The 24,309-nt window shown below is 67.7% G+C and carries 25 protein-coding genes; 21 read left to right on the forward strand and 4 right to left on the reverse strand.

Annotated features, from left to right (window positions below; all coding sequences use genetic code 11):
• Window positions 1–328 precede the first annotated feature (328 nt).
• Together ACYQML_RS16805 and ACYQML_RS16810 are read left to right on the forward strand one after the other, a co-directional pair.
• The gene (locus ACYQML_RS16805; protein ID WP_244477934.1) at window positions 329–580 is read left to right on the forward strand and encodes a hypothetical protein; all 252 of its coding nucleotides are present in this window, start codon (window positions 329–331) and stop codon (window positions 578–580) included.
• Window positions 581–684: 104 nt separating this feature from the next.
• Window positions 685–1,149: a hypothetical protein gene (locus tag ACYQML_RS16810; RefSeq protein WP_461235745.1), complete on the forward strand. Its 465-nt coding sequence runs from the start codon at window positions 685–687 to the stop codon at window positions 1,147–1,149.
• Between the two features lie 145 nt (window positions 1,150–1,294).
• Here the strand turns inward: ACYQML_RS16810 and ACYQML_RS16815 are convergent, their stop codons facing one another.
• Window positions 1,295–1,705 (reverse strand): hypothetical protein, encoded by a 411-nt coding sequence (locus ACYQML_RS16815; RefSeq protein ID WP_056434050.1) that lies wholly within the window; start codon window positions 1,703–1,705, stop codon window positions 1,295–1,297.
• A gap of 154 nt (window positions 1,706–1,859) precedes the next feature.
• On the opposite strand from ACYQML_RS16815, the gene ACYQML_RS16820 reads away from it, so the two are divergent.
• From ACYQML_RS16820 to ACYQML_RS16895, 16 genes are all read left to right on the forward strand, one after another.
• Window positions 1,860–2,147: an MTH1187 family thiamine-binding protein gene (locus ACYQML_RS16820; protein ID WP_056434053.1), complete on the forward strand. Its 288-nt coding sequence runs from the start codon at window positions 1,860–1,862 to the stop codon at window positions 2,145–2,147.
• Between the two features lie 67 nt (window positions 2,148–2,214).
• Complete coding sequence (locus ACYQML_RS16825; RefSeq protein ID WP_461233477.1) at window positions 2,215–3,144, forward strand: aldo/keto reductase; 930 nt, start codon at window positions 2,215–2,217, stop codon at window positions 3,142–3,144.
• Window positions 3,128–3,877 (forward strand): NADPH-dependent F420 reductase, encoded by a 750-nt coding sequence (locus tag ACYQML_RS16830; RefSeq protein WP_461233478.1) that lies wholly within the window; start codon window positions 3,128–3,130, stop codon window positions 3,875–3,877. Before ACYQML_RS16825 ends, ACYQML_RS16830 begins: the two co-directional genes overlap by 17 nt.
• Window positions 3,874–5,259 (forward strand): NTP/NDP exchange transporter, encoded by a 1,386-nt coding sequence (locus ACYQML_RS16835; RefSeq protein WP_461233479.1) that lies wholly within the window; start codon window positions 3,874–3,876, stop codon window positions 5,257–5,259. Before ACYQML_RS16830 ends, ACYQML_RS16835 begins: the two co-directional genes overlap by 4 nt.
• Before the next feature lie 22 nt (window positions 5,260–5,281).
• Window positions 5,282–5,749, forward strand: a complete 468-nt coding sequence (locus ACYQML_RS16840; protein ID WP_311274451.1) for a low molecular weight protein-tyrosine-phosphatase — start codon at window positions 5,282–5,284, stop codon at window positions 5,747–5,749.
• Complete coding sequence (locus ACYQML_RS16845) at window positions 5,746–6,546, forward strand: fructosamine kinase family protein (RefSeq protein ID WP_461233480.1); 801 nt, start codon at window positions 5,746–5,748, stop codon at window positions 6,544–6,546. Before ACYQML_RS16840 ends, ACYQML_RS16845 begins: the two co-directional genes overlap by 4 nt.
• A 191-nt stretch (window positions 6,547–6,737) precedes the next feature.
• A complete protein-coding gene (locus ACYQML_RS16850) occupies window positions 6,738–7,403 on the forward strand; it encodes a protein-L-isoaspartate O-methyltransferase family protein (protein WP_461233481.1) in 666 nt (221 codons plus the stop codon).
• 186 nt (window positions 7,404–7,589) lie between these two features.
• Window positions 7,590–8,984 carry a TolC family outer membrane protein gene (locus tag ACYQML_RS16855; protein WP_056434067.1) on the forward strand — a complete coding sequence of 465 codons (1,395 nt, stop codon included), beginning with the start codon at window positions 7,590–7,592 and terminating at the stop codon, window positions 8,982–8,984.
• A 184-nt stretch (window positions 8,985–9,168) separates the two neighbouring features.
• Window positions 9,169–9,720, forward strand: coding sequence for a PopZ family protein (locus ACYQML_RS16860; protein WP_056434069.1), 552 nt, complete (start codon window positions 9,169–9,171; stop codon window positions 9,718–9,720).
• A gap of 97 nt (window positions 9,721–9,817) precedes the next feature.
• Window positions 9,818–12,553: a valine--tRNA ligase gene (locus tag ACYQML_RS16865; RefSeq protein ID WP_461233482.1), complete on the forward strand. Its 2,736-nt coding sequence runs from the start codon at window positions 9,818–9,820 to the stop codon at window positions 12,551–12,553.
• Window positions 12,550–13,272, forward strand: a complete 723-nt coding sequence (locus ACYQML_RS16870; RefSeq protein ID WP_419951197.1) for a DUF2459 domain-containing protein — start codon at window positions 12,550–12,552, stop codon at window positions 13,270–13,272. The genes ACYQML_RS16865 and ACYQML_RS16870 overlap by 4 nt, the downstream gene beginning before the upstream one ends.
• 93 nt (window positions 13,273–13,365) lie before the next feature.
• Window positions 13,366–14,901, forward strand: a complete 1,536-nt coding sequence (locus ACYQML_RS16875; RefSeq protein WP_311274455.1) for a Do family serine endopeptidase — start codon at window positions 13,366–13,368, stop codon at window positions 14,899–14,901.
• A gap of 241 nt (window positions 14,902–15,142) precedes the next feature.
• Window positions 15,143–15,616 carry a hypothetical protein gene (locus ACYQML_RS16880; RefSeq protein ID WP_461233483.1) on the forward strand — a complete coding sequence of 158 codons (474 nt, stop codon included), beginning with the start codon at window positions 15,143–15,145 and terminating at the stop codon, window positions 15,614–15,616.
• A gap of 42 nt (window positions 15,617–15,658) precedes the next feature.
• Window positions 15,659–16,204 (forward strand): hypothetical protein, encoded by a 546-nt coding sequence (locus ACYQML_RS16885; protein WP_461233484.1) that lies wholly within the window; start codon window positions 15,659–15,661, stop codon window positions 16,202–16,204.
• A gap of 10 nt (window positions 16,205–16,214) precedes the next feature.
• The gene (gene kdsA, locus ACYQML_RS16890; protein WP_311274458.1) at window positions 16,215–17,072 is read left to right on the forward strand and encodes a 3-deoxy-8-phosphooctulonate synthase; all 858 of its coding nucleotides are present in this window, start codon (window positions 16,215–16,217) and stop codon (window positions 17,070–17,072) included.
• Window positions 17,073–17,176: 104 nt separating this feature from the next.
• Entirely contained in the window at window positions 17,177–17,515 is a 339-nt protein-coding gene (locus ACYQML_RS16895; RefSeq protein ID WP_461233485.1) for a hypothetical protein, read from the forward strand.
• 146 nt (window positions 17,516–17,661) lie between these two features.
• Here ACYQML_RS16895 and queF read toward each other — a convergent pair whose 3' ends face one another.
• Window positions 17,662–18,129: a preQ(1) synthase gene (gene queF, locus ACYQML_RS16900; protein WP_056434087.1), complete on the reverse strand. Its 468-nt coding sequence runs from the start codon at window positions 18,127–18,129 to the stop codon at window positions 17,662–17,664.
• A gap of 348 nt (window positions 18,130–18,477) precedes the next feature.
• Here queF and eno point away from each other — a divergent pair, with 348 nt between their 5' ends.
• The 3 genes from eno (at window position 18,478) to ACYQML_RS16915 (ending at window position 21,114) form a co-directional block, all read left to right on the forward strand.
• On the forward strand, window positions 18,478–19,767 hold the full coding sequence (gene eno, locus ACYQML_RS16905) for a phosphopyruvate hydratase (RefSeq protein ID WP_311274460.1): 1,290 nt from the start codon (window positions 18,478–18,480) through the stop codon (window positions 19,765–19,767).
• A 163-nt stretch (window positions 19,768–19,930) separates the two neighbouring features.
• Window positions 19,931–20,347 carry a thiol-disulfide oxidoreductase DCC family protein gene (locus ACYQML_RS16910; RefSeq protein ID WP_461233486.1) on the forward strand — a complete coding sequence of 139 codons (417 nt, stop codon included), beginning with the start codon at window positions 19,931–19,933 and terminating at the stop codon, window positions 20,345–20,347.
• Window positions 20,348–20,457: 110 nt separating this feature from the next.
• Window positions 20,458–21,114 carry a DUF1345 domain-containing protein gene (locus ACYQML_RS16915; protein WP_056434093.1) on the forward strand — a complete coding sequence of 219 codons (657 nt, stop codon included), beginning with the start codon at window positions 20,458–20,460 and terminating at the stop codon, window positions 21,112–21,114.
• A 13-nt stretch (window positions 21,115–21,127) separates the two neighbouring features.
• On the opposite strand, the gene ACYQML_RS16920 is transcribed toward ACYQML_RS16915, so the two are convergent.
• Both ACYQML_RS16920 and ACYQML_RS16925 read right to left on the reverse strand, forming a co-directional pair.
• Window positions 21,128–22,039, reverse strand: coding sequence for a WecB/TagA/CpsF family glycosyltransferase (locus tag ACYQML_RS16920; RefSeq protein WP_311274463.1), 912 nt, complete (start codon window positions 22,037–22,039; stop codon window positions 21,128–21,130).
• Window positions 22,036–24,069, reverse strand: coding sequence for a GumC family protein (locus ACYQML_RS16925; RefSeq protein WP_461233487.1), 2,034 nt, complete (start codon window positions 24,067–24,069; stop codon window positions 22,036–22,038). Before ACYQML_RS16925 ends, ACYQML_RS16920 begins: the two co-directional genes overlap by 4 nt.
• Window positions 24,070–24,309: the final 240 nt, after the last annotated feature.

Raw genomic sequence — 24,309 nt, forward strand, 5'->3', positions numbered from 1 at the left:
TTTCTCAGTGGGATCATGCTCCTCACTTGGACTATGGCCTGACGCCGTCGACAGCGGGCCGGGCCCCTGTGTCCGGCTTCGCCCACGGCCTCGGAAACGGCCTCGGAATCTGTGCCGGCACGACGGTCGCCGCCTGAACTTGCCCTCGTGGCAAGCAGTGCACTGACGTCGTACGCCGGGAGCGCAAAACGAATGCGGTCTTCGTAAAGGAACCGATGAGCCTTCAAAGATGTTCGTCCATCCAAATTGGAGGAAATGAATGTCTGACAGCGCTTTAGCTTCGGTTATCGTCCCGTCTCTCCGGGCGGCTCGCTCGGCGAGGGAGCGGTTGGCACGTGCCGGGTTCGCCCGCAACAGCGTGGATATCGAACGCCACGGCGACGAATTCGAAGTGTCCATCAGCACGAGGACTGAGAATCTGGAGCGCGCTCAGAACATCCTTCAGGGCAACCCCGTGGTCGGCGATCTTCGCGATGCGGGCTCACGTGCGCTCGGCGCCTTCCACGACAACCGGCCGCTCGCGCTGGGCCTCGCGGCACTGGCGGGCTTTGCCATCTTCCACGTCTCGAAGAGGCGGTGAAGCCGAGGCCGAACGCGCCGACGAAAGGGCGAGCCCGGTAGTCGCAAAGCGGGCAGATGGGCGTCGTTTTGCTCCGGGCCGAAGTGGCGGTTAGACTGACCACCATGAAACATGAACCGATCCGCCGGTTTGTCATCGCGTGCCGTTTCGGCGCGGCGATGCTCGGCGGATTGTCCATGACGATGACGACCACCGTCTTCGCTCAGTCTCCGTCACCGGCAGTTGCGGTAAACAACTGGGCGGACCTTCGCGCGACGCTTGCGTCCTGCTGGTCGGTCCCGCCGGATACCAGGGGATCGCTGATTGCGTTCCTGTTCGGCATCAGCAAGACGGGTGAGCTACGTGGTGCACCTCTCGTCACGGCGCGCCGCCTCCAGGGCGATCAGGACGCCAGAAAACGGTTCGAGGAGGCAGCGAGGGATGCCGTGAACCGTTGTTTTCCCATGACGGTGACGCCGTCCTTCGGAGCCATCCTGGGCGAAAGCCCCATCCGCCTGCGCTTCGTCAATACGCCGCCGACGGCGGCCTACCAGATCAACAGCAACATCACGATCTTCGCACCACCCTGATCGCGCCGCATCGGGGCGGAGACGGTGTGCTTCAGATCCGTCGCTGTTTCATGAGCCGGAATGGCTCGGAACATGCGACAGCGATAAGCGCATGCAAAAAGGGCCGCCTCGCGGCGACCCCTTCGTTTCCTCATACGGTTTCGGCTCAGTAGCCGTAGTAACCACCGTATCCGTAGCCATAGGCCGGCGCGGGAGCGTAACCGCCGTAATAGCCGACGGGGCGGCCATAACCGTAACCGTCGTAGCCGTAACCACCGTTATAGGCTCCGGCCGCGATGGCTCCGGCAGCCAAGCCAGCGACGCCGAGGCCGATGGCGGCACCAGGACCGATGCCGCGACGGCCATATCCGTAACCACGACCGTAGCCGCCGCCGTAGCGACCGTAACCACCGCTGTAACGGCCATAACCGCCGCGATGACCGTATCCACCGTGGCCGCCGAAGCCACCATGACCGTATCCGCCGCCATGGCCCCAGCCACGGGCTTCCGCAGGTGCCGCCGCGAGGAGGGCACCGAGGCTGACGGCCGCGGCCGAGAGGAGTGCGAGCTTGCGCATTCGAAACATCCTGTTGTGAGGTATGCCCATCAACGGACCGGGCGCCCGGCCGTTCCCATCGCCCCCTGGGCGCTGGCGACGCAGGCCGTCGAGACGCCTCTAGGACCATTGGGATCGGCCATCCCGTTTGCCCGCATTGCCAAGGAGAACCGTCATGAAAGTCGTCGCGGATCTGTGCATCGTCCCCATGGGGGTCGGACCCTCGGTCTCCTCCTACGTGAAGGAGATCAAGACCATCCTCGAGACCAGCCACCTCAACGCCGAGATGCATGCCAACGGCACGAATATCGAGGGCGAGCTCGCCGACATCTGCCGGCTCATCGAACTCTGCGAAGAGAAGCTGAGCCAGCTCGGCGTTCAGCGGGTCTTCTTTACCATGGCCTTCTCGTCGCGGCGGGACAAGGAACAGTCCATGGCCGACAAGCTGACGGCTGTTTCCTGATCCGTTGGCACCTTGGCGGCGCAGCGGAGTTGACCCTCCCCGTTCCCCGGATGAGGACCGAGCCCGCATGCATCCATCCCGACGTGCGTTCCTGGCCGGTGCCGGCCTGGCTCCCCTGATCGTGCCGCTGCTGCAGCGCGCCACGTCCCCGGCCCATGCGGAGGAGGGCGGTCTCATCCGCCGCGCCATCCCGTCCTCCGGCGAAACGCTCCCCGCCATGGGGATCGGCACCTCGCGCCGCTACGAGGTTGAGCCGGTCCCCGAAAAGATCGCGCCCCTGCGTGAGGCGGTGCAGCGGTTCGTGGCGCTCGGCGGCTCGGTCATCGACACGGCGCCGAGCTACGGCACGGCCGAGGACGTCCTCGGCAAGATCCTGTCCCAGGACGGTCTGCGCGAGAAGGTGTTCCTCTGCAGCAAGGTCGGGACACCGGGCCGCGAGGCCGGCGCGGCCGAGATCGCACGATCCTTCCGCCGCATGGCGACCGACAGGATCGACCTCGTGGCGGTCCACAACCTCAGCGATACGGCAATGAACCTCGCCACGTTGCGTGAGCTCAAGGCCGAAAAGAAGATCCGCTACATCGGCGTCACGGTCTGGCGAGACAGCCAGTTCGCGGATCTCGAGGCGGTGATGCGCCGCGAAAGGATGGATTTCATCCAGGTCAATTACGCCCTCGACGACCGCCGCGCCGCCGAACGCATCCTGCCGCTGGCGAAAGAGCGCGGCATGGCGGTGATGGTGAACGTGCCCTTCGGGCGCGACCGCCTGTTCAAGGCCGTGCAGGGACGAGACCTGCCGCCCTGGACGGCGGAGTTCGACTGCGCGAGCTGGCCGCAATTCTTCCTGAAATACGCTCTCGCCCACGAGGCCGTCACCTGCCCGATCCCCGGCATGGCCAAGGCGGCCTATGTCGAGGACAATCTCGGCGCGGCCCGCGGCCGTTTGCCCGATGCCGCCCAGCGAACCCGAATGGAGGCCTATGTCGACGCGCTCTGATGTCCTCAACCGCCGTGCCGTCATCGCTCTTGTAGGCGGCTTTCTCGCCGCTTCGGGCCTGCTGGCATCATCCTGTCCCGCCTCGGCCCAGGCTGCACCGCAGCCGGTCCGCATCGGCATTGTCGGGGCCGGCAATATCGGCGGCACCATCGGCGGCCTCTGGGCCAAGGCCGGCCACGAGGTGATGCTGTCGTCGCGCCACCCCGAGGAGCTGAAGGGTCTCGTCGAGGCGCTCGGACAGAAGGCGAGGGAGGGCAGCCCGGCCGAGGCCATCGCGTTCGGCGACGTCATCCTCATCGCGGTGCCCTACAAGGCTTATCCGCAGCTGGCGCAGGACCATGCCGCAGCGCTCAAGGGCAAGGTGGTGATCGATGCCGGCAACGCGACCCAGGCCCGTGACGGTGAGGTCTACGGCGAGGTCCAGGCCAACGGCATCGCGGCGGTCTCGGCCAAATATCTGAACGGGGCGAAGATCGTCCGGGCCTTCAACGCGGCCAATTACAAGGTCTTCGCCAAGAACGCTCATCGCCAAGGCGGACGCATGGCAATCCCCATCGCCGGCGACGATCCCGCAGCGCTCGCGATCGCTTCTCAACTCGTCAAGGATGCGGGCTTCGATCCGGTGGAGGTCGGGCCGCTGGCCAAGGCGGACAGCTTCGCCATGGGCTCCCCCGGCTTCGGCCTCGACCTGAATGCGGAGGAATCGCGGGCGCGCTTCGGGGTCACCCGTTGAGCGACGGGCCAGGGCTGGCAAAGCCGCTTACCGCCGGTAGCGGCGGCTCCGTCCCGCCCTGGCTGCGGCGGCTCATCGACGTGCGGGCGGAGGAGGTGCCAGCCCTTGCATGGTCCTGGGCCTACATCTTCTCGATCCTGGCGGCCTATTACGTCCTCCGGCCGATCCGCGACCAGATGGGTGTCGCCGGCGGGATCGAGAACCTGCCCTGGTTGTTCACCGGCACCCTCGTGGGCATGCTGGCCCTCAACGTCCCCTTCGCCTGGCTGGTGAAGACGTTGCCGCGCGCCCGGTTCGTGCCGCTGACCTATCGGTTCTTCGCCGCCAACATCCTGCTCTTCGCCGGGGCGCTCTATTTCGCCGGGCCGGAGGGCGACGTCTGGATCGGCCGGGCCTTCTTCGTCTGGCTCTCGATCTTCAACCTGTTCGTGGTCTCGGTGTTCTGGGCCACCATCGTCGATGTGTTCTCCACCGAGCAGGGCAAGCGCCTGTTCGGCTTCATCGCCGCCGGCGCGACTCTCGGGGCGATCGCCGGATCGGCGACGACGGCGATCCTCGCCCGCGACGTGCCGACCTGGGTGCTCCCCATCGGCGCGGCCCTGCTCCTCGAGGTGGCGGTGTTCAGCATGCGCGGCCTCGCGCGCCTGTCCGACCGCCTGAACCGGGCTCCCGCCACGGGCGACGCCGCCCCGTCGGAGGCCATCGGCGGCAGTGCCTTCGCGGGCATCACCCGCACGTTCCAGTCGCCCTACCTGCTCAATATCGGGCTGTTCCTGCTGCTGTTCTCGGTGACCTCGACCTTCCTGTATTTCGAGCAGGCGGGCATCGCCAAGCGCAGCTTCCCCGATCGCGGCTCGCAGACGGCCTTCTTCGCCAGCGTCGATCTGCTGGTGAACCTGCTTACCCTCGGCGTGCAATTCTTCCTCACCGGCCGGATCGTGCGGCGCATCGGGGTCGGCCCCGCCCTCGCGCTTCTGCCGGCGGCCAGCATCCTGGGATTCGCGGCGCTCGCCCTCTCTCCCACGATCACGGCCATCGTGGCGTTCCAGGTTTTCCGGCGGGCCGGCAACTTCGCCATCGCCCGGCCGATCCGCGAGGTGCTGTTCACGGTCGTGCCGCGCGAGGACCGCTACAAGGCGAAGAACTTCATCGACACCGTGGTCTACCGCACCGGCGACCAGATTGGCGCTTGGTCCTTCCAGGGAATCGGAGCGCTGGGCCTCGGTTCGACGGCCGTGGCCATCGCAGCGGTTCCGCTCTCGGTCGCCTGGCTCCTGAACAGCCTCTGGCTCGGCCGTCGGCAGGAGGCGAGGCGGGTCGCGATGGAAGAAGCGGAAGGCTCCGGCAAGGATCGGACGACCGGGCCGTCGCGCGACCGCTGACACCGACATTCGAGGAGCCGTTATGTCCGCAGGCAAGCCAGCCGTCCTGTTCGTGTGCCTGGGCAACATCTGTCGTTCGCCCCTGGCGGAGGCGGCGTTCCGCGTCGAGGCCGAGCGGGCGGGTCTCGACGTGGAGGTCGATTCGGCCGGCACCGGCGGCTGGCATGCGGGCGAACCGCCCGACCCGCGTGCCCTGGCCGTCGCCCGGCGCAACGGCGTCGACATCTCCGGCTACCGCGCCCGTCAGGTCGAGCCGGCGGATTTTGCCCGCTTCAGCCACATCGTCGCCCTCGATGGCGACAATCTCGCCGTGCTGCGTCGGCTTCGACCGAAAGAGGGCGCCGCATTGTCGCTTCTCCTCGACCATGTACCCGGGCGCAGGGGAGAGGCGGTCGCCGACCCCTATTACGGCGCCGATACGGGGTTCGACGCCACCTGGGCCGACGTGACCCTCGGCGCCCGTCACCTCGTGCGCGCGCTCATGGCATGACGCCTCTGGCAGAGCGTGGAGCGGCGCTGCTCGGGCGCCGTCTCGTGCGGGTTGAGCCCATGAGCGGCGGCAACCTCTCCGGCCTCGTGCGGATCCTGCTCGACGACGGCAGCGCGGCGATCGTCAAGGATGGACCCGATCCACTGGCGGAAGCCGGGATGCTCCGCGCGATCCGCGCCGCCGGAATTCCCGCGCCGGAGGTGTTCGCGGCCGATGCCCGGACCCTCGTGATCGAGCCCCTGCCGGCCCGCGGCGGCAACGCGGATGCGGATCTCGGCCACGTGGTGGCGCTCCTCCATGCCGTGACCGGCGACAATTACGGCTGGACCCGTGATTACGCCTTCGGGACGGTGCGGATCGACAATCGCCGGAGCGAGAATTGGCCCGACTTCTGGAGCGAGCACCGGCTGCTCTGCCACGCTCTTCATCTCGACCCCACGCTCAGGCGAAGGATCGAGGCTCTGGCGAGGGCGCTCCCCGAGCGTCTTCCGGCCCGTCCGCGTCCGTCCCTGCTGCATGGCGACCCGTGGAGGGGCAACGTCCTGATCGACGGCGACCGCGTCTCCGGGCTCATCGACCCCGCCTGCTACCACGGCCATGCCGAAGTGAACCTCGCGATGCTGTCGCTGTTCGGTGCGCCCGGCCCGGCCTTCCGGGAGGCGTATGGTGCGGCCGAATCGGGCATGCCCGAGCGTCGGGCGATCTATCAGTTGTGGCCGGCGCTGGTGCATCTGCGCCTGTTCGGATCGGGTTACCGCTCCATGGTCGAGACGCTGCTCGACGCCACCGGCTGCTGAAACCTCCGCCCATTCCATCAGACCGGAAGCGAAGCTGTCTTCCGTCGACCCGACCACGCCTCGAACCTTGCGTTTTGAGGGCCGATCCACGACAACCCGGCAAGCTTCGGCGCTGGCGTCCGGCCCCTTCCGAATATCCGGATGAGGCGGAGGGGCGCCTACGGTCGATGCGGCGAGGGAAGACGAAACCCATGCTCGATTACGCGCAGGCGCGACGCCTCATGGTGGATTGTCAGTTGCGGACTTTCGATGTCAACGACATCCCCGTCCTCGACGCTTTCGAAGCCGTGCCGCGCGAGCGCTTCGTGCCGCAGGGCCGTGAGGACTTCGCCTATATCGACCAATCCCTCCGCATCACCGGACAGGATCCGGCGACATCGGATCGCGCCGTCCCGGCCCCGATGATTCTGGCCCGCATGATTCAGGCGCTGCAGTTCGCGCCGGGCCAGGTCGCCCTCGATGTCGCCACCGGCTACGGTTACGCCGCCGCCATCATGCGGCAGCTCGGAGTGCGGGTCGTCGCCCTCGAATCCGACGAGACCCTCGCCGCCGAGGCCGAGAGCCGCCTGTCGGGCACGGACGGTATCGAGATCGTTCACGGTCCTTTGCAGGAGGGGGCGGCGAAGGCGGGGCCGTTCGACGCGATCCTCGTGAACGGCCGCGTCGAGACGAGGCCTCAATCCCTCCTCGACCAGTTGAAGGATGGCGGACGCCTCGTCTGCGTGATGGGTCGCGACAGGGCCGCGAAGGCCACCCTGTTCATCAGGACCGGGGATGCTTTCGGAGCGCGGCCGCTCTTCGACGCCTCGCTTCCGGCCCTCTCGGCGTTCAGCGCGGATTCGCATTTTTCGTTCTAGCCGCGGGAGCAGGTGTCGCTTTTATGCGGCACTGCGCCATCAATCTCGCGCCTAATCCCTCTCCGCCGATGCCCTGAAGCACAACCTCCGCTAAGCTGACCTGTGAGGCGGGCAATCCGGATGGCACCCTAGGCGCTATGGCTGTGACGAACAGCCGACCGGTTCATCGAGAAACCGCAAGGGCAGATGGACGTGAGACAACGCAAACTTGCGAAAAGCTTCCGGCTACGGCTGGGTGGCTTCGCCGCGCTGACGCTCGCCGCCGCCTCTCCGGCCGTGGCCGAGACGCTGGATAGCGCGCTGGCCCGTGCCTATGGCGCCAACCCGGCGCTGAACGCCTCGCGTGCGGGATTGCGCGCTACCGATGAGAACGTCGCGCAGGCCAAGTCCGGCTACCGCCCCACCGTGAGTCTCGACGCCGATATCGGCCTCACCCAGAGTCAGGGCCGTGTGAGCGGCATCTCTCTCAATCAGGTGACGAAGCCCGGCGGCGCCGGGCTGACGATCAACCAGACCCTGTTCAACGGCTTTCAGACCGACAACCAGACCCGTCGGGCCCAGTCGGACGTGCTCGGCACGCGCGAATCGCTGCGCGCCACCGAGATGACGACCCTGTTCAACGCCGCCCAGATCTACATGTCGGTCCTCAGCGACACGGCGACCCTGGAACTGCGCCGCAACAACGTCGAGGTGCTCGAGGAGCAGCTGCGCCAGACCCGCGACCGCTTCAATGTCGGTGAGGTCACCCGGACCGACGTCGCCCAGGCCGAGGCCCGTCTCGCCGGCGCGCGCTCCGACGTCAGCGGCGCGGAGGCGAACCTGCGCGCCAGCATCGGCACGTACCGGCGCATCATCGGCGTCGAGCCGCGGCAGCTGGCGCCGGGACGTCCCCTCGACCGGTTCGTGCCGCCGAACCTCGACAACGCCATCTCCATCGGCCTGAAGGAGCATCCGCAGATCATGTCCTCGCTTCATGCGGTGGATGTGGCCGAAGCGCAGGTGAAGATTTTCGAAGGCGCGCTCTATCCGACCGCCGCCCTGCAAGGCAGCGTCCAGCAGCGCTACGATACGCAGTTCCCGGGCGATAACGGCGTGACCGCCTCCATCGTCGGCCGCATCTCGGTCCCTCTCTACGAGGGCGGCCAGACCTATTCGCAGATCCGCCAGGCCAAGGAACTGGTGGGTCAGGCGCGGATCAACGTCGAGGATATCCGCGACCAGGTCCGGTCGGCCATCGTCACGGCCTGGGGTCGTCTCGAGGCAGCTAAGGCCCAGGTCATCGCATCGCAGGCCCAGGTGCAGGCCAACGAAGTGGCGCTGAACGGCGTGCGCGAGGAGGCCCGTGTCGGCCAGCGCACCACGCTCGACGTGCTGAACGCTCAGCAGGAACTGCTGAACTCGCGTGTGAACCTCATTCTCGCCCAGCGCGACCGCGTGGTGAATTCCTACGGCGTGGTCCAGGCGGTAGGCCGCCTCACCGTGCGCTTCACGTCGATCCCGGTGGTGGCTTACAGCCCGAAGGAGCATTTCGACCAGATCAAGGATCTCTGGTACGGCGTGCGTACGCCTGACGGACGCTGAGGGTCGCGAGGAACTCGCAGGGCGCCGGTGTTATCCTGTGCCTTGCGCCCTGCCGGTCCTTGTTTCCGGCGCCCGTGGTGAAATACTCAGAGTGATCGAAATATTTCTTTAACCATGTGACCCGAGCGTCGTCCGGATGAGTGCAGCGAGCCCCAAGACGCCGGAAAAGGGCCAGGAACCCTCCATGGAGGAGATCCTGGCATCCATTCGCCGGATCATCGCCGACGACCAGAACGCCAAGGCGGAGGTGGTCTCGCCGGTTCGCTCCACTCCGCCGCTGCCGGAGAACGACGACGTGCTCGACCTCGCCGAGGTCGCGCAGCCCCGCAAGCCCCAGCCCGCCCCCATGGAGGAGCCGGAGATCGACTTCGCCGAGAGCGGGCAGATCGACTTCGACTCGATTTCCTTCGACGACGACGAGCCCGAACCGGAGCCCCTGCCGCCACCGGTGGTGCGTCAGCCCGAGCCGCCCCGCGCCGCCCCCCGCCAGGAACCGGTGGAGGCCCCGCGCGAGAGCCTGAAGCAGCGCCTCGTTTCCGACCTGACCGATGCCAGCGTCGGCCATGCGTTCCAGCTTCTTGCCGGCACGAGGGTGAGCCAGAATGCCCGGACCATCGAGGACATGGTGCAGGACATGCTCCGGCCGATGCTGCAATCCTGGCTCGACGACAACCTGCCGGGCATGGTCGAACGCCTCGTCCGCGCCGAGATCGAGCGCGTGGCGCGGGGCCGCTGACCGCCCTCCGATGTTGACGCGGAGGACGTGACGGGGTGAAAGCGGGCCAATACGCGGTCTGACGGCCGCCTCGCACGAACTGGCCCGACGCAAGCCCATGATGGACAAGACCTTCGATCCCGCCGCCGTCGAGGCGCGCATCGCGTCCGCCTGGGAGGCGGGTGACGCATTCAAGGCCGGACGGCCGGAGCGCGCGGGCGCCAAGCCCTTCACTATGGTGATCCCGCCGCCGAACGTCACCGGCAGCCTACATATGGGTCACGCCCTCAACAACACTCTGCAGGACATCCTCTGCCGCTTCGAACGCATGCGCGGACGCGACGTGCTGTGGCAACCAGGCACGGACCATGCCGGCATCGCGACCCAGATGGTGGTGGAGCGCCGCCTCGCCGAGGCGAAGCAGCCGGGCCGGCGGGAGCTCGGCCGCGAGGCCTTCGTCGAGAAGGTCTGGGCCTGGAAGGCCGAGTCCGGCGGGGCCATCGTCAACCAGCTGAAGCGGCTGGGCGCCTCCTGCGACTGGTCGCGCGAGCGCTTCACCATGGGCCTGTCCGGCCAGCCCGACGACCAGATGGTCCGTGCTGTCACCAAGACCTTCGTCGATCTCCACGCTCAGGGGCTGATCTACCGCGACAAGCGCCTCGTGAACTGGGATCCGAAGTTCCAGACCGCGATCTCGGATCTCGAAGTCCTGCAGGTCGAGGTGAAAGGCCATCTCTGGCACTTCGATTATCCGATCGTCGACGAGGCGGGCTCCGAGACCGGCGAGGTCATCACCGTGGCCACCACCCGCCCCGAGACCATGCTCGGCGACACGGCGGTCGCGGTCCATCCCGACGACGAGCGCTATACGCATCTCGTCGGCAAGCATGTGCGCCTGCCGCTGGTCGGCCGTCTGATCCCCATCGTCGCCGATACCTATTCGGACCCGGAGAAGGGCACCGGCGCCGTCAAGATTACCCCGGCGCACGACTTCAACGATTTCGAGGTGGGCAAGCGAGCCGGCTGCACGCCGATTAACATCCTGGATCCGGAAGCGCGCATAACCCTCGACGGAAACGCGGCTTTCCTGAAGGACTCGAACCCTGAGCCCGAGGCTCTGGCTCTGCACGGCCTCGACCGGTTCGAGGCGCGGAAGCGCGTCGTCGCCCTGATGGAGGCGCGCGAGCGCCTGCGGCTCACCGAGCCCAACACCCATGCGGTCCCGCATGGCGACCGTTCGAACGTGGTCATCGAGCCCTACCTCACCGACCAGTGGTACGTGAACGTGAAGCCTCTGGCCGAGCGTGCGCTACAGGCCGTGCGCGATGGGAAAACCCGTTTCGTTCCGGAGAATTACGAGCGGACCTTCTTCCAGTGGCTTGAGAATATCGAGCCCTGGTGCATCTCGCGCCAGCTCTGGTGGGGCCACCAGATCCCGGTCTGGTACGATGACGAGGGCGGCATCTTCGTGGCCTCCAGCGAGACGGAAGCCCTGGAGCAGGCGACGGCCAAGCACGGCCGCGCCGTGGCCCTGCGTCGCGACGAGGATGTCCTCGACACGTGGTTCTCCTCAGCCCTGTGGCCGTTCTCGACGCTCGGCTGGCCCGACGCGACGCCGGAGCTCGACCGCTACTATCCGACCAACACCTTGGTTACTGGCAAGGACATCATCTTCTTCTGGGTCGCTCGGATGATGATGCTCGGCCTCCACGTCACCGACAGGGTGCCGTTCGATACGGTCTATCTCCACACCCTGGTGCGCGACGCCTCGGGCGCCAAGATGTCGAAGTCGAAGGGTAATGTCGTCGATCCGCTCGGCCTCATCGACCAGTACGGCGCCGATGCCCTCCGCTTCACCCTGGCCGCCATGGCCGCGCAGGGCAGGGACATCAAGCTCGCGGTGAACCGCGTCGAAGGCTACCGCAACTTCGCGACCAAGCTCTGGAACGCCTCGCGCTTCGCCGAGATGAACGGCTGCGTGCTCCGCGCCGATTACCGCCCGGAAGCCGCCACCGAGACCCTGAACCGCTGGGCGCTGGGCGAGGCCGCGCGCGCCGTGGCCGAGGTGTCGACGGCGCTCGACGCCTACCGCTTCAACGACGCGGCGGCGGCCGCCTACCGCTTCGTCTGGAATATTTTTTGTGATTGGTATCTCGAACTCGCCAAGCCGGTGCTTCAGGGCGAGAGCGTCGATGCCGGCCTCAAGGCCGAGACGCAGGCCACGGTGGCGTTCCTGATCGACCAGATCGCCAAGCTGCTGCACCCGTTCATGCCGTTCCTCACCGAGGAACTCTGGGCGATCAAGGGCGAGGGCATCGCCGAGCGTGGGCTCCTGGCGCTGGCGCCGTGGCCCGACCTGTCGGGGCTGGCGGATGCTCGGGCCGAAGCCGAGATCGGCTGGGTGGTGGACCTCGTCTCCGAGATCCGCTCCGCCCGTTCGGAGACCAACGTGCCGGCCGGTGCCCAGATTCCCCTGGTCATCGTCGGCGCCGACGAGGCCCTGCTGGCGCGGGCAGCGCAGTGGCAGGACACGCTCCTGCGCCTCGCCCGCCTGTCGGAGATTTCCTTCGCCGAGACCGCGCCGAAGAACGCGGTCCAGCTGCTGGTGCGCGGCTCGGTGGCGGCGCTGCCCCTGGAGGGCATCGTCGACCTCAAGGCCGAGGTCGCCCGCCTGAACAAGGAGGCGGTGAAGGCGGCCTCCGAGATCGGAAAGATCGAGGCCAAGCTCGGCAATGCCGACTTCCTCGCCCGCGCGCCCGACGAGGTGGTGGACGAGCAGCGCGAGCGCCGCGACGCGGAAGCGGCACGTCTGGAAAAGATCCGGGAAGCCCTGGCGCGGTTGTCCGACGCGTGATCCTGCGCCGGCTGGGCCAGGGCCTCGCCGGCCTGTTGGTCCTCCTCGTCCTCGCCGCGATCGTCACGGCGAGGTCTGGCGACCCGGCGCTCTATCCCGCTCCCGACGACGGCTCACAGAACATCGAACTCGTCAGCCACGGCTGGCATTCGGGTCTCGTGATCCCGCGCGAGGCCCTCACCGGGGAGGGCGCCGGTACGGCGCTCCGCCACATCGCCACGCGCTTCCGGGCCTATCCGGGGATCGAGTTCGGCTGGGGCGAGGCCCGCTTCTACCGGGCGACGCCGACACTGGCTCAGTTCGACCTGCGCCTCGCCCTCGAAGCCCTGTTCACCCCCGGCGGCCGCGACGGCGTCGTCCAGGTGGTGGGCCTCGAAGACGATACCCGGACGAGCTTCCCGCATTCGGACATCGTCCCCATCCGGGTCTCGAAGGCCGGCCTCGCCCGTCTGCTCGCCCGCCTCGACGCGAGCTTCCGCCTCGCCGACAACGTCCCCATCGAGGGCGGTCCCGGCCTCTACGGGCCGAGCCTGTTCTACGAAGGGCAGGGCCGCTTCAGCGCCGCCAACGTCTGCAACCACTGGGCCGCCCGCCTCCTCCACGCCGCCGGCCTGCCGATCACGCCCGTCCTCGACACGCACCCGGCGGGATTGCTGCTGGATCTGAGATGGCGGGCGGGGGTGAGGGCGCTCCCGGCTCCCAACCTGTCCAAACCGTAATCTCGGCGACACGGCCGGGTCAGGCTGAGGTCTCTACATGGAGGGTCATGGCCCCGCTCAGCGGGGACACGACCTTTCCGGAGAGACCTGTCCATGACGTCGTCCACCTCTCGCCTGCGCCGCAACGCCCTCGCCTCCGTCGCCGCCATCGCCATCGCTGCGACGGGAGCCGCGGGCATCAGCCTGACTCAGCCCTCCACCCCGGCCTATGCCCAGGCCCTGTCCAAGAACCCCATCGACGTGCCGGACCATCCGCCCGGCTCCTTCGCCAGCGTGGTCGACAAGGTGAAGCCCGGCGTGGTCGCCGTGAAGGTGAAGCTCGACGACAGCGCCGGCATGGACGACGATGACGGCCCCGGGCAGGGCCAGGGCCAGCAGGTTCCGCCGCAGCTGCGCGAGTTCTTCAAGCGCTTCGGCCAGGGCGGCCCGGGGCAGGGCCAGGGCTTCGGCGGCCCGTCGCCCAAGCGCCAGGGCCAGCGTGGCGCCATGGGTTCAGGCTTCATCATCTCGGCCGATGGCTACGTCGTCACCAACAATCACGTGGTCGACAAGGCCAAGACCGTGCAGGTCACGCTCGACGACAACCGCACCCTCGACGCCAAGGTCATCGGCAAGGACCCCAAGACCGATCTGGCGCTGCTCAAAATCACCGAAGGCGGCACTTTCCCCTACGTCTCGCTGGGCAAGACCGCACCCCGTGTCGGCGATTGGGTGGTGGCCATCGGCAACCCGTTCGGCCTCGGCGGCACGGTGACGGCCGGCATCGTCTCGGCCCGTGGCCGCGATATCGGCGCCGGCCCCTATGACGACTTCCTGCAGATCGATGCGCCCATCAACAAGGGCAATTCCGGCGGCCCGACCTTCAATGTCGGCGGCGAAGTGGTGGGCGTGAACACCGCCATCGCCTCCCCCTCGGGCGGCAGCGTGGGCCTGGCCTTCGCTATCCCGGCCGAGACCGTGCAGGCGGTGGTCGACCAGCTCCGGGCGGACGGCAAGGTGGCCCGCGGCTATCTTGGCGTGCAGGTCCAGCCGGTGACGAAGGACATCGCCGACGGCCTCGGCCTCGACAAGGCCAAGGGCGCCCTCGTCGACCACGCCGAACCCGGCACCCCGGCTGCCAAGGCCGGCCTCAAATCCGGCGACGTGATCGAATCGGTCAATGGCGCGCCGGTGAACGATGCCCGCGAATTGTCCCGCCGCATCGCCGGCCTGAAGCCCGGCGCCAAGGTGGAGCTCGCCTATCTGCGCGGCGGCAAGTCCGACACCGCCACGGTGGAGCTCGGCGCCCTGCCGAACGACCCGAAGGCAGGCAACGACAACCGCAGCAGCTCGACGAGCGACGGCCAGCCGCGCCTCGGCCTCAGCCTCGCCCCGGCCTCGCAGGTCGGTGCCGGTGATGAGGGCGTCGCGGTGATGGATGTCGATCCCGATGGTCCGGCCGCCGCCAAGGGCATCGAGCAGGGAGACATCATCCTCGATGTGGCCGGCTCCAGCGTCTCGAAGCCCTCGGAGATCGCCGAGCGCATCAAGGCGGCCGAGGCTAGTGGCCGCAAGGCGGTGCTGATGCGGGTCAAGAGCACCAAGGGCGTGACCCGGTTCGTCGCCGTGGCCCTCAACAAGGCCGGCTGAACACCCAGCCGGGGGCGCGATGAGCCCCCGGCCTCTTCGCAGACGAGGTCTCGACCAGAGCCGGCCCGTTCCTTCGGGCCGGCTCTTCGCGTGACTGTCCCCTCAGCCGACAGGACCGAATCTTGCCTCGGTCACGAAGGTGCCTTCGCGCACGCCGATGCCGGATCCTGTCGCAATCCAGAGACATGACGAAGCGAAGCTACGGGTCTGCTGTTGCGAACATGGAAGGAGGGAGAATCCGATGCCTGTTCTGAAGCGGATCCTGGTGGCTGGCCTGCCCCTCGTCGCTCTCTCCTCGACGATCGCTCCGACAGGGCCTGCCCATGCCAAGTCGGTGGCGGCGAAGCCGGTCTGGGCCACGGGCACCTTCGTTTTCGCGGATCTCTGCACGACGCCCGAAAGTGGCGAGCGGGCAGGGCGGCGGATCACGCTCAAGCGTTCTCCCACCGGCAACGTGCTGGTTTACGAAACCCCATTCCAATCGGCGCAGGCCGAGAGCCTCACCCTCGATGACGGCACCAAGGGCTTGTCGTTTCTGGTCGGTGGCGAACGAGGCCATGTCGCCTTCCACGGAACCCTGGCGACGGATGCGCTGGTGGGCACGGTGGAAGACGAGACCGGCGCCTATCCGTTGCGACTGCGCCGGGTCCTTCGCTCGCACGCCCACGAGCCCTGTCCCGCCGATGTCACGGGATCGATCGGAACGCGACGCTGAGATCGTTGGGCTCGAGCGGCGGCCTGCTTTAGGATCGGGCCCATGAAAGCCCGATCCTTCCCATCCATCGCCTGCCTCCTGACCGCCATCGCCTTGTCCTCGACGCCGGATCCGGCGACAGCGGGCGATTCCTGCGATCGACTCACCGCACGGATGATCAGGGTCACCGGGGCGTCTCTGGCCGGGCGCGAGGCGTCTCTCGCCGTGTTCCGCGCCGAGGATGCCGATCGCATGAGCCTCGATTGCCGGGCGCCGACGCGGATGGCGTTCGGGTCACGGGATCAGGCGCCGGCCGGAGCCTTTTTCGTCCTGATCGGCCTGGCGGCGGAAGGCCTGGTGGGTACGAAGGCCGGCAAGGTCGAGGCCCTGGCCCGCACCCTCCATCGGGACGCCCGCCTCACGGGGCTGGCGCAGGCGGGACAGGCGGGGAATGCGGCCCTGCGATGCGAGACGAGCGGGCAGGGGCTCGCCGATACCCTCGGCCTGGGCGGCCCGGCGCCCGACCTCACGCGCTGCATGCTCACCCGGCATCGTCGGACGATCCTTCGCCGTCGCGCAGGCCTTTTCGACGGGGCTCAGTTGGGCTAGACCGGGCGCCATGTCCGAACCCGCTCGCTCACCCGCCGGTCCCGTCGTGATGGCGGGGTCCACCGCCTTCGCCAACCACCTGCCCTTCGCGCTCATTGCCGGCCCATGCCAGCTCGAGAGCCGCGACCACGCCATCGAAATTGCCGACGCGCTCAAGGGCATGACCGACCGTCTCGGGATCGGCCTCGTCTTCAAGGGCTCGTTCGACAAGGCCAACCGGACCTCCGGCTCCACCGCGCGCGGTCTCGGCCTCGCCGGGGCATTGCCGATCTTCGCCGACATCAAGGAAAGGTTCGGTCTCCCGGTCCTCACCGACGTCCACGAAGCATCGCAATGCGCGCCGGCGGCGGAGATCATCGACGTCCTCCAGATCCCGGCCTTCCTGTGCAGGCAGACCGACCTGCTCCTGGCGGCCGCAGCCACCGGCCGCGTGGTGAACGTGAAGAAGGGCCAGTTCCTCGCCCCCTGGGACATGGCTCATGTCGCCGCCAAGGTCACGAATGCCGGTAATCCCAACGTGCTGGTCACCGAACGGGGAGCCTCGTTCGGCTACAACACCCTCGTCTCCGACATGCGCAGCCTGCCGATCATGGCCCAGGTGACGCACGGTGCGCCGGTGGTGTTCGACGCGACCCATTCGGTGCAGCAGCCGGGCGGGCAGGGCGCCACTTCCGGCGGGCAGCGCGAGTTCGTGGCGGTGCTGGCCCGTGCCGCCGTGGCGGTGGGCGTCGCTGGCCTGTTCATCGAGACGCATCCCGATCCGGATCATGCCCCGTCGGACGGTCCCAACATGGTCCCTCTCCGGGCGATGCCGGCGTTACTGGAGACCCTGCAGGCTTTCGATCGCTTGGCAAAGTCGAGCGGCTGACCGAGTCACGCCCCTCGGAATCGTTCGATCAGACGTGACAATGGAACCGACCCGCCCAGACTTCGTTGTTTTGGCTTAAGCACAGCGACGATTTGAGGAACTCCATGCGCAAGTTCGCACTGATCACAGCCGTCACCCTTTCCCTCGGCGCCATGGCTGCCGGGACGGCAGCGGAAGCCCGCCCCGGACATGGTCACGGCTACGGTCGCGGCGGCCATGGCGGTTATGCCCACGGCGGCTACGGCAACCGTGGATACGGCAATCGCGGCTACGCCTACGGTGGCGGGCATCGCCGTGGCATCGGGACCGGCGCTGCCGTCGGCCTTGGCATCGCTGGCTTGGCGGCTGGCGCCATCGCAGCCGGCGCCGCCCGCGATTCCTACTACAACAATGGCTATGGCCGTCCGGCCTATGGGCGACCCGCTTACGGCTACGGCTACTGAACCGAGCTAAGTCACGCGTTCTCGAAGGGTGGCCGGTTTTGACCGGCCGCCTTTTTTCTTGGCCGCTACGATGCCACGTCAGCGTAAGAAGCTGCTACGATGTTCACGCTACAGCCGGAAGATCGTCGAAACGGGCTACGGGCTAATCAGCCGCGCCCGCGATAGGGCGCGATCCCCTGGTCCGGAAGCCAGAGCGTTTTCGGCGGCTCGCCGGTCTGCCAGAACACGTCGATGGGGATACCGCCCCGCGCATTCCAATAGCCACCGATACGGAAATACCGGGGCTTGAGGAGATCGACGAGCGTCATGCCGATCCCGACCGTGCAATCCTCATGGAATGCGCCGTGATTGCGAAACGAGCCGAGATAGAGCTTCAGAGATTTGGATTCCACGAGCCAAAGATCCGGCACGTAGTCGATCATCAGGATGCCGAAATCGGGCTGGCCGGTCACGGGACAGATCGAGGTGAATTCGGGGGCGGTGAACCGTGCCAGATAATCCGTTCCCGGATGAGGGTTCGGCACCCGGTCCAGGCGCGCCGTCTCGGGGGAGGCGGGCAGGGGGGTCGGCTGGCCGAGCTGAAGAGATTCGTCGGAGGAGGGTGGGTTGGTCATGTCCGCCGCTATAGCGCAGGCTGCGTGCCAGGGAAACCTCCACCCCGGAATGCTTCATTAAATCAACGGCCTAGTCTCCTGGCTGCAGGGTCCGCCCCGATCTCGGTGAGAGAAGCGGGGTGGGGGACCACAACCCGTGAAGCGGAACGTCTCGTAACCTAAGCAAAGATTTCTGACCGACCGGCGAGCTTCATCGGCGAGGGGCGCTTGCCGGATGCGGCACGTTGACGGATAAGCCTGCCCTGTATCAGACCGGTCCATAGGGCGCGCTCGCCGACGGCGCACGCCCGCGGGACGATGACGACATGGCCGGATACCGGCCGCAACATCTTGAGAGCAGGGGCACGCATGACCGCGATCACCAACATCGCCGCCCGCGAGATCCTCGATAGCCGGGGCAACCCGACCGTCGAAGTGGACGTCCTCCTCGAAGACGGCTCCTTCGGCCGAGCCGCCGTGCCGTCCGGCGCCTCCACCGGTGCCCACGAGGCGGTGGAGCTGCGTGACGGTGACAAGGGTCGCTACAGCGGCAAGGGCGTGCGCAAGGCGGTGGCCGCGGTCCGTGGCGATATCCTCGACGCCATCGGCGGCATGGATGCCGAGGATCAGATCGCCGTCGACGAGGCGATGATCGAGCTCGACGGTACCCCCAACAAGGCGCGGCTGGGTGCCAACGCCATCCTCGGCGTATCCCTGGCGGTCGCCAAGGCAGCGGCCGAGACCGCCGGCCTGCCGCTCTACCGCTATGTCGGCGGAACCCAGGGGCGGGTGCTGCCGGTGCCGATGATGAACATCATCAACGGCGGCGCGCATGCCGACAACCCGATCGACTTCCAAGAATTCATGATCATGCCGGTGGGTGCGTCCTCCCTGGCCGAGGCCGTCCGCATGGGCGCCGAAGTGTTCCACACCCTTAAGAGCGCCCTCAAGAAGGCCGGTCACAACACCAATGTCGGCGACGAGGGCGGTTTTGCCCCCAACCTCCCCTCGGCCGAGGCCGGGCTCGACTTCGTGATGGAATCGATCGCCGCGGCGGGCTTCAAGCCCGGCACCGACATCGTGCTCGCCCTGGACTGCGCCGCCACGGAGTTCTTCAAGGACGGCGCCTACCATTACGAGGGCGAGGGCCAGACCCGCTCGATCGAGGCCCAGGTCGATTACCTCGCCAAGCTCGTGGATTCCTATCCGATCCTCTCCATCGAGGACGGGATGTCGGAGGACGACTGGGCCGGCTGGAAGCTTCTGACCGAGAAGGTCGGCAACCGCTGCCAGCTCGTCGGCGACGATCTCTTCGTCACCAACGTCACCCGCCTGTCGCGCGGCATCGCCGAGAACACCGCCAACTCGATCCTCGTGAAGGTCAACCAGATCGGCACCCTCACCGAGACGCTGGCCGCCGTCGATATGGCGCAACGCGCCGGCTACACCGCCGTGATGTCGCATCGTTCAGGCGAGACCGAGGATTCCACCATCGCGGATCTCGCCGTCGCCACCAATTGCGGGCAGATCAAGACCGGCTCGCTCGCCCGCTCGGACAGATTGGCCAAGTACAACCAGCTCATCCGCATCGAGGAAGGCCTCGGCGCTCAGGGCCGCTACGCCGGCAAGGCCGCCCTCAAGGCCTTCGCCGCCCGCTGACGCGCGGGGGCGTCCCGAAACACGGGTGCTCCTCCGTCATCACATTGAAAGACGGCCACACCTCCACTTCCATCGAGGGTGTGGCCGTTTCGCTTGTATCGGCGTTGTCCCCGGACACGGCCTCCCTCTCCGGAGCCGATGAAGAGGGACGGTACCGCCCACCATGACCCCACCCGCCGCACTGACCGTCTATTACGACGGGGCCTGTCCGCTCTGTTCCGCCGAGATCCGGACCTACCGGCGTAGTCGCGGGGCCGAACGCCTCACCTTCGTCGACGTCAGCGGCGACGACGCCCCCGCCACGCTCGGCCCCGATCTCAGCCGCGAAGCCGCGCAAGCACGTTTCCATGTCCGGGACGATCAGGGCCGTCTCGCCTCCGGGGCGTCGGGCTTCATCCGGCTCTGGCGCGAGTTGCCCGGCTGGGGCTGGCTCGCAGCCTTCGCGAGTCTGCCCGGCATGCCGATCCTGGCCGAGGCCGCCTATCGCGGGTTCCTGCCCCTGCGCCCTCGTCTCGCCAGGCTGTTCTCCCGGTTCTCGGGGACCTCCTGCGACACCGCCTGCCGCCCACCCAAGGCGTGATACCCGGCCGTCCGCCGGGCCTCGGTGAGCGCAACTCTCTTCACGGGGATGCGATGACCGCTTGGCGCGATCCGGCGTTATAGCCGGGTGCCGGAGCGCGAGTCCCATCGATGCAGAACCCCATCCAGGCCTTCCTGCTGCGCCCGCGGCTTCTCGGGGCGATCGTGTTCGCAGTGGTGCTGTCGGTGGCCCTGCCCTTCGCGTCGCTCTGGACGCGCCTCCTCGTCGGTTGGTGCGTCGGCGTCGTCGTCTACACCGCCCTCGTCATCTGGCGGACCTCGTCCCTGTCGCGGGACGCCCTGCGCCGGGAAGCGTCGCGGCTCGACGACAGCGCACCGGTGATCTCGCTCTTCGCCATCCTGGCGGGGCTCGCGAGTTGCGGCGCCGTGGCGATGCTGGTGATCGGAGGACGGGAGCCGGATGCGCCGCGCCTCGCCCACCTTGCCCTGGCGATCATGACGATGCTCTGCGCCTGGGTCTTCGTGCAGGTGATCTTCACCGTGCATTACGCCCATCTCTATTACGGCGAGGTCGACGAGGGTCGGAACCGTGGCGGAATCGACTTTCCCGGCGGAGAGGAGCCGGATTTCTGGGACTTCCTCTACTTCTCCGTCACCATCGGGGCGACCTCACAGACCTCCGATACCGACATCACCAGCAAGGCGTTCCGCCGGATCGTGACGGCGCAGACGATTTACGCCTACCTGTTCAACACCAGCGTCCTGGCTCTGGCGGTGAACATGGCCGCGGGCTTCGCCCAGCAGTGAACCTCGAAGGGGGTCAGGACCCCTTCACCCGTGTCGCGACACGATCGCCGTCATCGGTCGCAGTCCGGACGATCGTCTGGCCGTGATCGACTTGGCCATCACTCGCCCGGCTGTCTCGTGCCTTGTCTCGACGCGTCCGCCAGCGGTCGCCGCTGCGTGTGAGCATGAGGTAGAGCGAGTGCGGATTGGTGAGGAAGTAGCGCCAGAACAGGCGCCGGGGCTCCTGCAGCAGCCGCCAGAGCCATTCGAAACCGATCCGCTGGACCCAGGCCGGCGCCCGGCTGCGGCTTCCGGAGAGAAAGTTGAACAGGCCGCCCGACGTCTTGATGAGGGCAACGTTCCGCAGGAGCGGACCGTGATCGCGCACGAAGGCCTGCTCGCGCGGCACCCCCAGGGCGATCCAGAGAATGTCCGGCGCCAGGGCGTCGATTTCGGCGACCTTTGCGGCCAACGCGTCGCCCACGAGGTAGCCATGGTGGTGACCGACGATGCGCAGCCCTGGATACAGGCGCTGTGTCGTCGCCACCGCCGCGCGGTTCTCGTTCTCGGTGGCGCCATAGAGATAGAAGGTCACGCCTTCCGCCAGGGCCTTGCGGGCGACCTCGTGATAGAGGTCGGTGGTGGCGACCCGTTCGGGCAGGGCCCGGTCCCCGACGAAGCGGGACATGGTCACCATCGGCTGTCCGTCGGCGCTGATGACATCCGCCATGTCCATCAGCCGGGCGAACTCAATGTCGCGTGCGTGCCGTGACATCACCTCGCCATTGGCCGAGGTGAAGTAGAGGGGCGTTCCGGGGCGCGGATGACGGCGCACGGCCTCGGTCATCAGATTCACGGTCTCCCGCATTCCCAGAGCCGCGATCGATACGCCGCCGAGAGAGGTCAGGGGAACCGGTTCGGGCAGAACCGGAGACGGTGTCGTCATCGTGCCCCTCCGATCAGCGCGGCAGCGCCGGACACGCTGAACGATGCGGCAGAGGCACGCTTGACCGATGAACGCTGTCCCGGATCGGGTTTGTCGAAAGGCTTCTTCGGGGCCTGCTCGGGCTCGGGACGGGAGACGGCTCTAGGCACGTGTACCGGCTCCGACGGACGCCTTGGCTCCACTCGGACGGGGGGCTCAATGGCCGGCCTGGTCTCCGGGTCCTTGGCGTTGCCACGGATGAAAGCCATCGCCGACCGCCGCGGATCTGGCAGATCGGGCGCGCGGAAGGCGGGCGGGCTCACCGGGATGCGTCTATCCTTCGGAATACCCGCCGGAACCGGTGCCTCGGCCGAACGGGGCATCTCGACCGGCTTGGATTCGCGGCGCGGCTCGGTTTCGCGGCGCGGCTCGGGCGGCCGGGCGGGAATGGGAGCGGGGGCTGGCCCCGCAACCTGCGCCGGATTGAAGGCTTGGACCGGCTCCGACACGGGAGCCCGCTTGAAAGCCTGGGCCATCTTGGGAGACGGCTCCGGCTCTCGTGCCGGACTGGCGGCCTTCACCGCCATGGGGGACTCAGCGACCCTGGGCCCACGGACAGGGTCCGACCGGCCGAACCGGGCCCAATCGTCGAGCAGGGCGAGGAGAATGCCGAGGCCGAGCCCCGCCAGGAGTCCCATCGCCATCAGCGTCCGCGCCGGGGGCGGGAAGCTGCGCATGATCGGCTTCGTCGCCGGGGAGACGACCCGGGCATTGCCCATGTCGAGATAGGCCTGCTGGCCGGTCTCGCGCGAGCGGGTGAGGAAGGCTTCGTAGACCGAGCGGCTGGCCTCGGCCTCCCGTTCGAGTTCACGCAGGCGGATCGACGCCTGGGCGAGACCGACCGTTCGGCCCTTGGCCTGATCGAAGTTCTTCTCCAGGGCCGATGCGGTGGCGCGCGCCTTGGCCAGGTCGGTCTGCGCCGCCTGCGCGAAACGGGAGACCTCCTGATCGATGGAGCGGCGTGCCTGGGCGACCTGCTTGACCATGGAGGAGACGGAAGGATGGCGCGGCCCGAGCTCGTTGGTGAGCTCGGCCTGACGCCGGGTGAGGTCCGCGTATTGGCTGCGCAGGGCAGCCACGGTCTGCGAGGAGAGGATATCGTCCGTCGCCCCGGCATCCAGCCCGGCGCGGGCAATGCGCTGGCTCTGTTCGACGCGGGCCTGCGCCTCGACCACCCGAGCGCGGGCGGCGGCGAGTTGCGCGTTGATCTGCGTCAGCTGCTGATCGCTCACGAGGGCGTCGCGGGTGCCGACGAGCCCGGTCTCGGCACGATAGGCCTGAACCCGATTCTCCGCGGCGTTGAGCGCGGTGCGCAATTCGCCGAGCCGCGCCGTGAGTCCGGAATTGGCGCGGTTGGCGGCCTCCGTCCGGGCGGCGGCATCCTCGGCGAGATAGGCGGCCACCACCGCGTTGGCGAGGCGCGCAGCCTTCGCCGCATCCCGCGCCCAGACCGAGACGTCGATCACGTAGGTTCGCCCGGTTCGGCGCACGGAGATGCGCTGCTGCAGGAGCCCGACCGCCGCATTCGCGTCGCCCTCGTCATCCGAAGGCGCATCCTGACTTCCGAACCCCAGGGCAGCGACGACCTTCGAGACCATCCCGCCCGACGCGGCCGTGAATTCGTCGTCCCTGGTGAGGCCGGTGGCATCGACGACCCGGCGCAGCACGCTGCTCGAGGTGATGAGACGGGTCTGGCTCTCCACCACGCTCTGATAGGCGTTGGAATCCTGGCCGCCGGTGGTCAGTTCGCGGGAGACGAGGTTCAGGTCGCGCGGGTCGATATAGATCTGCGCCTCGGCGGTGTAGCGCGGGCTCAGCAGCTTTCCCCCGACGAGGCCGATCCCGGCCAGGACGAGCGCGCAGGCGAAGATCCAGACGATGCGTCGGCGCAAGGCCGAGAAGGCACCCCCGACGGAGAGGCGATAGCCGTCGCGTACCGGCTCGGCCGGGCCGGGCCTGCCGGATGCAGGGGGATCGTCGTAGACCAACATCAATCGCCTCCCACCATCACGGAGTTCCGAGAAGACACGAGCCCCGGCGCGCCCCGGGATTGCTGGTGTGACGATCCCGCTTCGGTCCGTTCGTGTCCCGAGCCGGCACAGTCCGTAGAGCGCGCGGCCGAATGCACGAGGGAATAGCAACTGCGAGTCCAAATTAGATTAAATTCTCAGGCGGCCCTCAACGAATGCGCAACAACGCGGAACGATGATGAATCACGTCTTTACACCTCC

The sequence above is a fragment of the Methylobacterium sp. CM6244 genome, assembly GCF_054817885.1.

Bases quoted from the DNA above. Each gene is read 5' to 3' on its own strand.
- ACYQML_RS16810 (WP_461235745.1), top strand. From the start codon at position 685: ATGAAACATGAACCGATCCGCCGGTTTGTCATCGCGTGCCGTTTCGGC.
- ACYQML_RS16860 (WP_056434069.1), top strand. From the start codon at position 9,169: ATGGAGGAGATCCTGGCATCCATTCGCCGGATCATCGCCGACGACCAG.
- ACYQML_RS16840 (WP_311274451.1), top strand. From the start codon at position 5,282: ATGTCCGCAGGCAAGCCAGCCGTCCTGTTCGTGTGCCTGGGCAACATC.
- eno (WP_311274460.1), top strand. From the start codon at position 18,478: ATGACCGCGATCACCAACATCGCCGCCCGCGAGATCCTCGATAGCCGG.
- queF (WP_056434087.1), bottom strand. From the start codon at position 18,129: ATGACCAACCCACCCTCCTCCGACGAATCTCTTCAGCTCGGCCAGCCG.
- ACYQML_RS16825 (WP_461233477.1), top strand. From the start codon at position 2,215: ATGCATCCATCCCGACGTGCGTTCCTGGCCGGTGCCGGCCTGGCTCCC.
- ACYQML_RS16875 (WP_311274455.1), top strand. From the start codon at position 13,366: ATGACGTCGTCCACCTCTCGCCTGCGCCGCAACGCCCTCGCCTCCGTC.
- ACYQML_RS16865 (WP_461233482.1), top strand. From the start codon at position 9,818: ATGATGGACAAGACCTTCGATCCCGCCGCCGTCGAGGCGCGCATCGCG.
- ACYQML_RS16845 (WP_461233480.1), top strand. From the start codon at position 5,746: ATGACGCCTCTGGCAGAGCGTGGAGCGGCGCTGCTCGGGCGCCGTCTC.
- kdsA (WP_311274458.1), top strand. From the start codon at position 16,215: ATGTCCGAACCCGCTCGCTCACCCGCCGGTCCCGTCGTGATGGCGGGG.
- ACYQML_RS16915 (WP_056434093.1), top strand. From the start codon at position 20,458: ATGCAGAACCCCATCCAGGCCTTCCTGCTGCGCCCGCGGCTTCTCGGG.
- ACYQML_RS16925 (WP_461233487.1), bottom strand. From the start codon at position 24,069: ATGTTGGTCTACGACGATCCCCCTGCATCCGGCAGGCCCGGCCCGGCC.
- ACYQML_RS16850 (WP_461233481.1), top strand. From the start codon at position 6,738: ATGCTCGATTACGCGCAGGCGCGACGCCTCATGGTGGATTGTCAGTTG.
- ACYQML_RS16830 (WP_461233478.1), top strand. From the start codon at position 3,128: ATGTCGACGCGCTCTGATGTCCTCAACCGCCGTGCCGTCATCGCTCTT.
- ACYQML_RS16920 (WP_311274463.1), bottom strand. From the start codon at position 22,039: ATGACGACACCGTCTCCGGTTCTGCCCGAACCGGTTCCCCTGACCTCT.
- ACYQML_RS16910 (WP_461233486.1), top strand. From the start codon at position 19,931: ATGACCCCACCCGCCGCACTGACCGTCTATTACGACGGGGCCTGTCCG.
- ACYQML_RS16895 (WP_461233485.1), top strand. From the start codon at position 17,177: ATGCGCAAGTTCGCACTGATCACAGCCGTCACCCTTTCCCTCGGCGCC.
- ACYQML_RS16855 (WP_056434067.1), top strand. From the start codon at position 7,590: ATGGACGTGAGACAACGCAAACTTGCGAAAAGCTTCCGGCTACGGCTG.
- ACYQML_RS16820 (WP_056434053.1), top strand. From the start codon at position 1,860: ATGAAAGTCGTCGCGGATCTGTGCATCGTCCCCATGGGGGTCGGACCC.
- ACYQML_RS16885 (WP_461233484.1), top strand. From the start codon at position 15,659: ATGAAAGCCCGATCCTTCCCATCCATCGCCTGCCTCCTGACCGCCATC.
- ACYQML_RS16880 (WP_461233483.1), top strand. From the start codon at position 15,143: ATGCCTGTTCTGAAGCGGATCCTGGTGGCTGGCCTGCCCCTCGTCGCT.
- ACYQML_RS16815 (WP_056434050.1), bottom strand. From the start codon at position 1,705: ATGCGCAAGCTCGCACTCCTCTCGGCCGCGGCCGTCAGCCTCGGTGCC.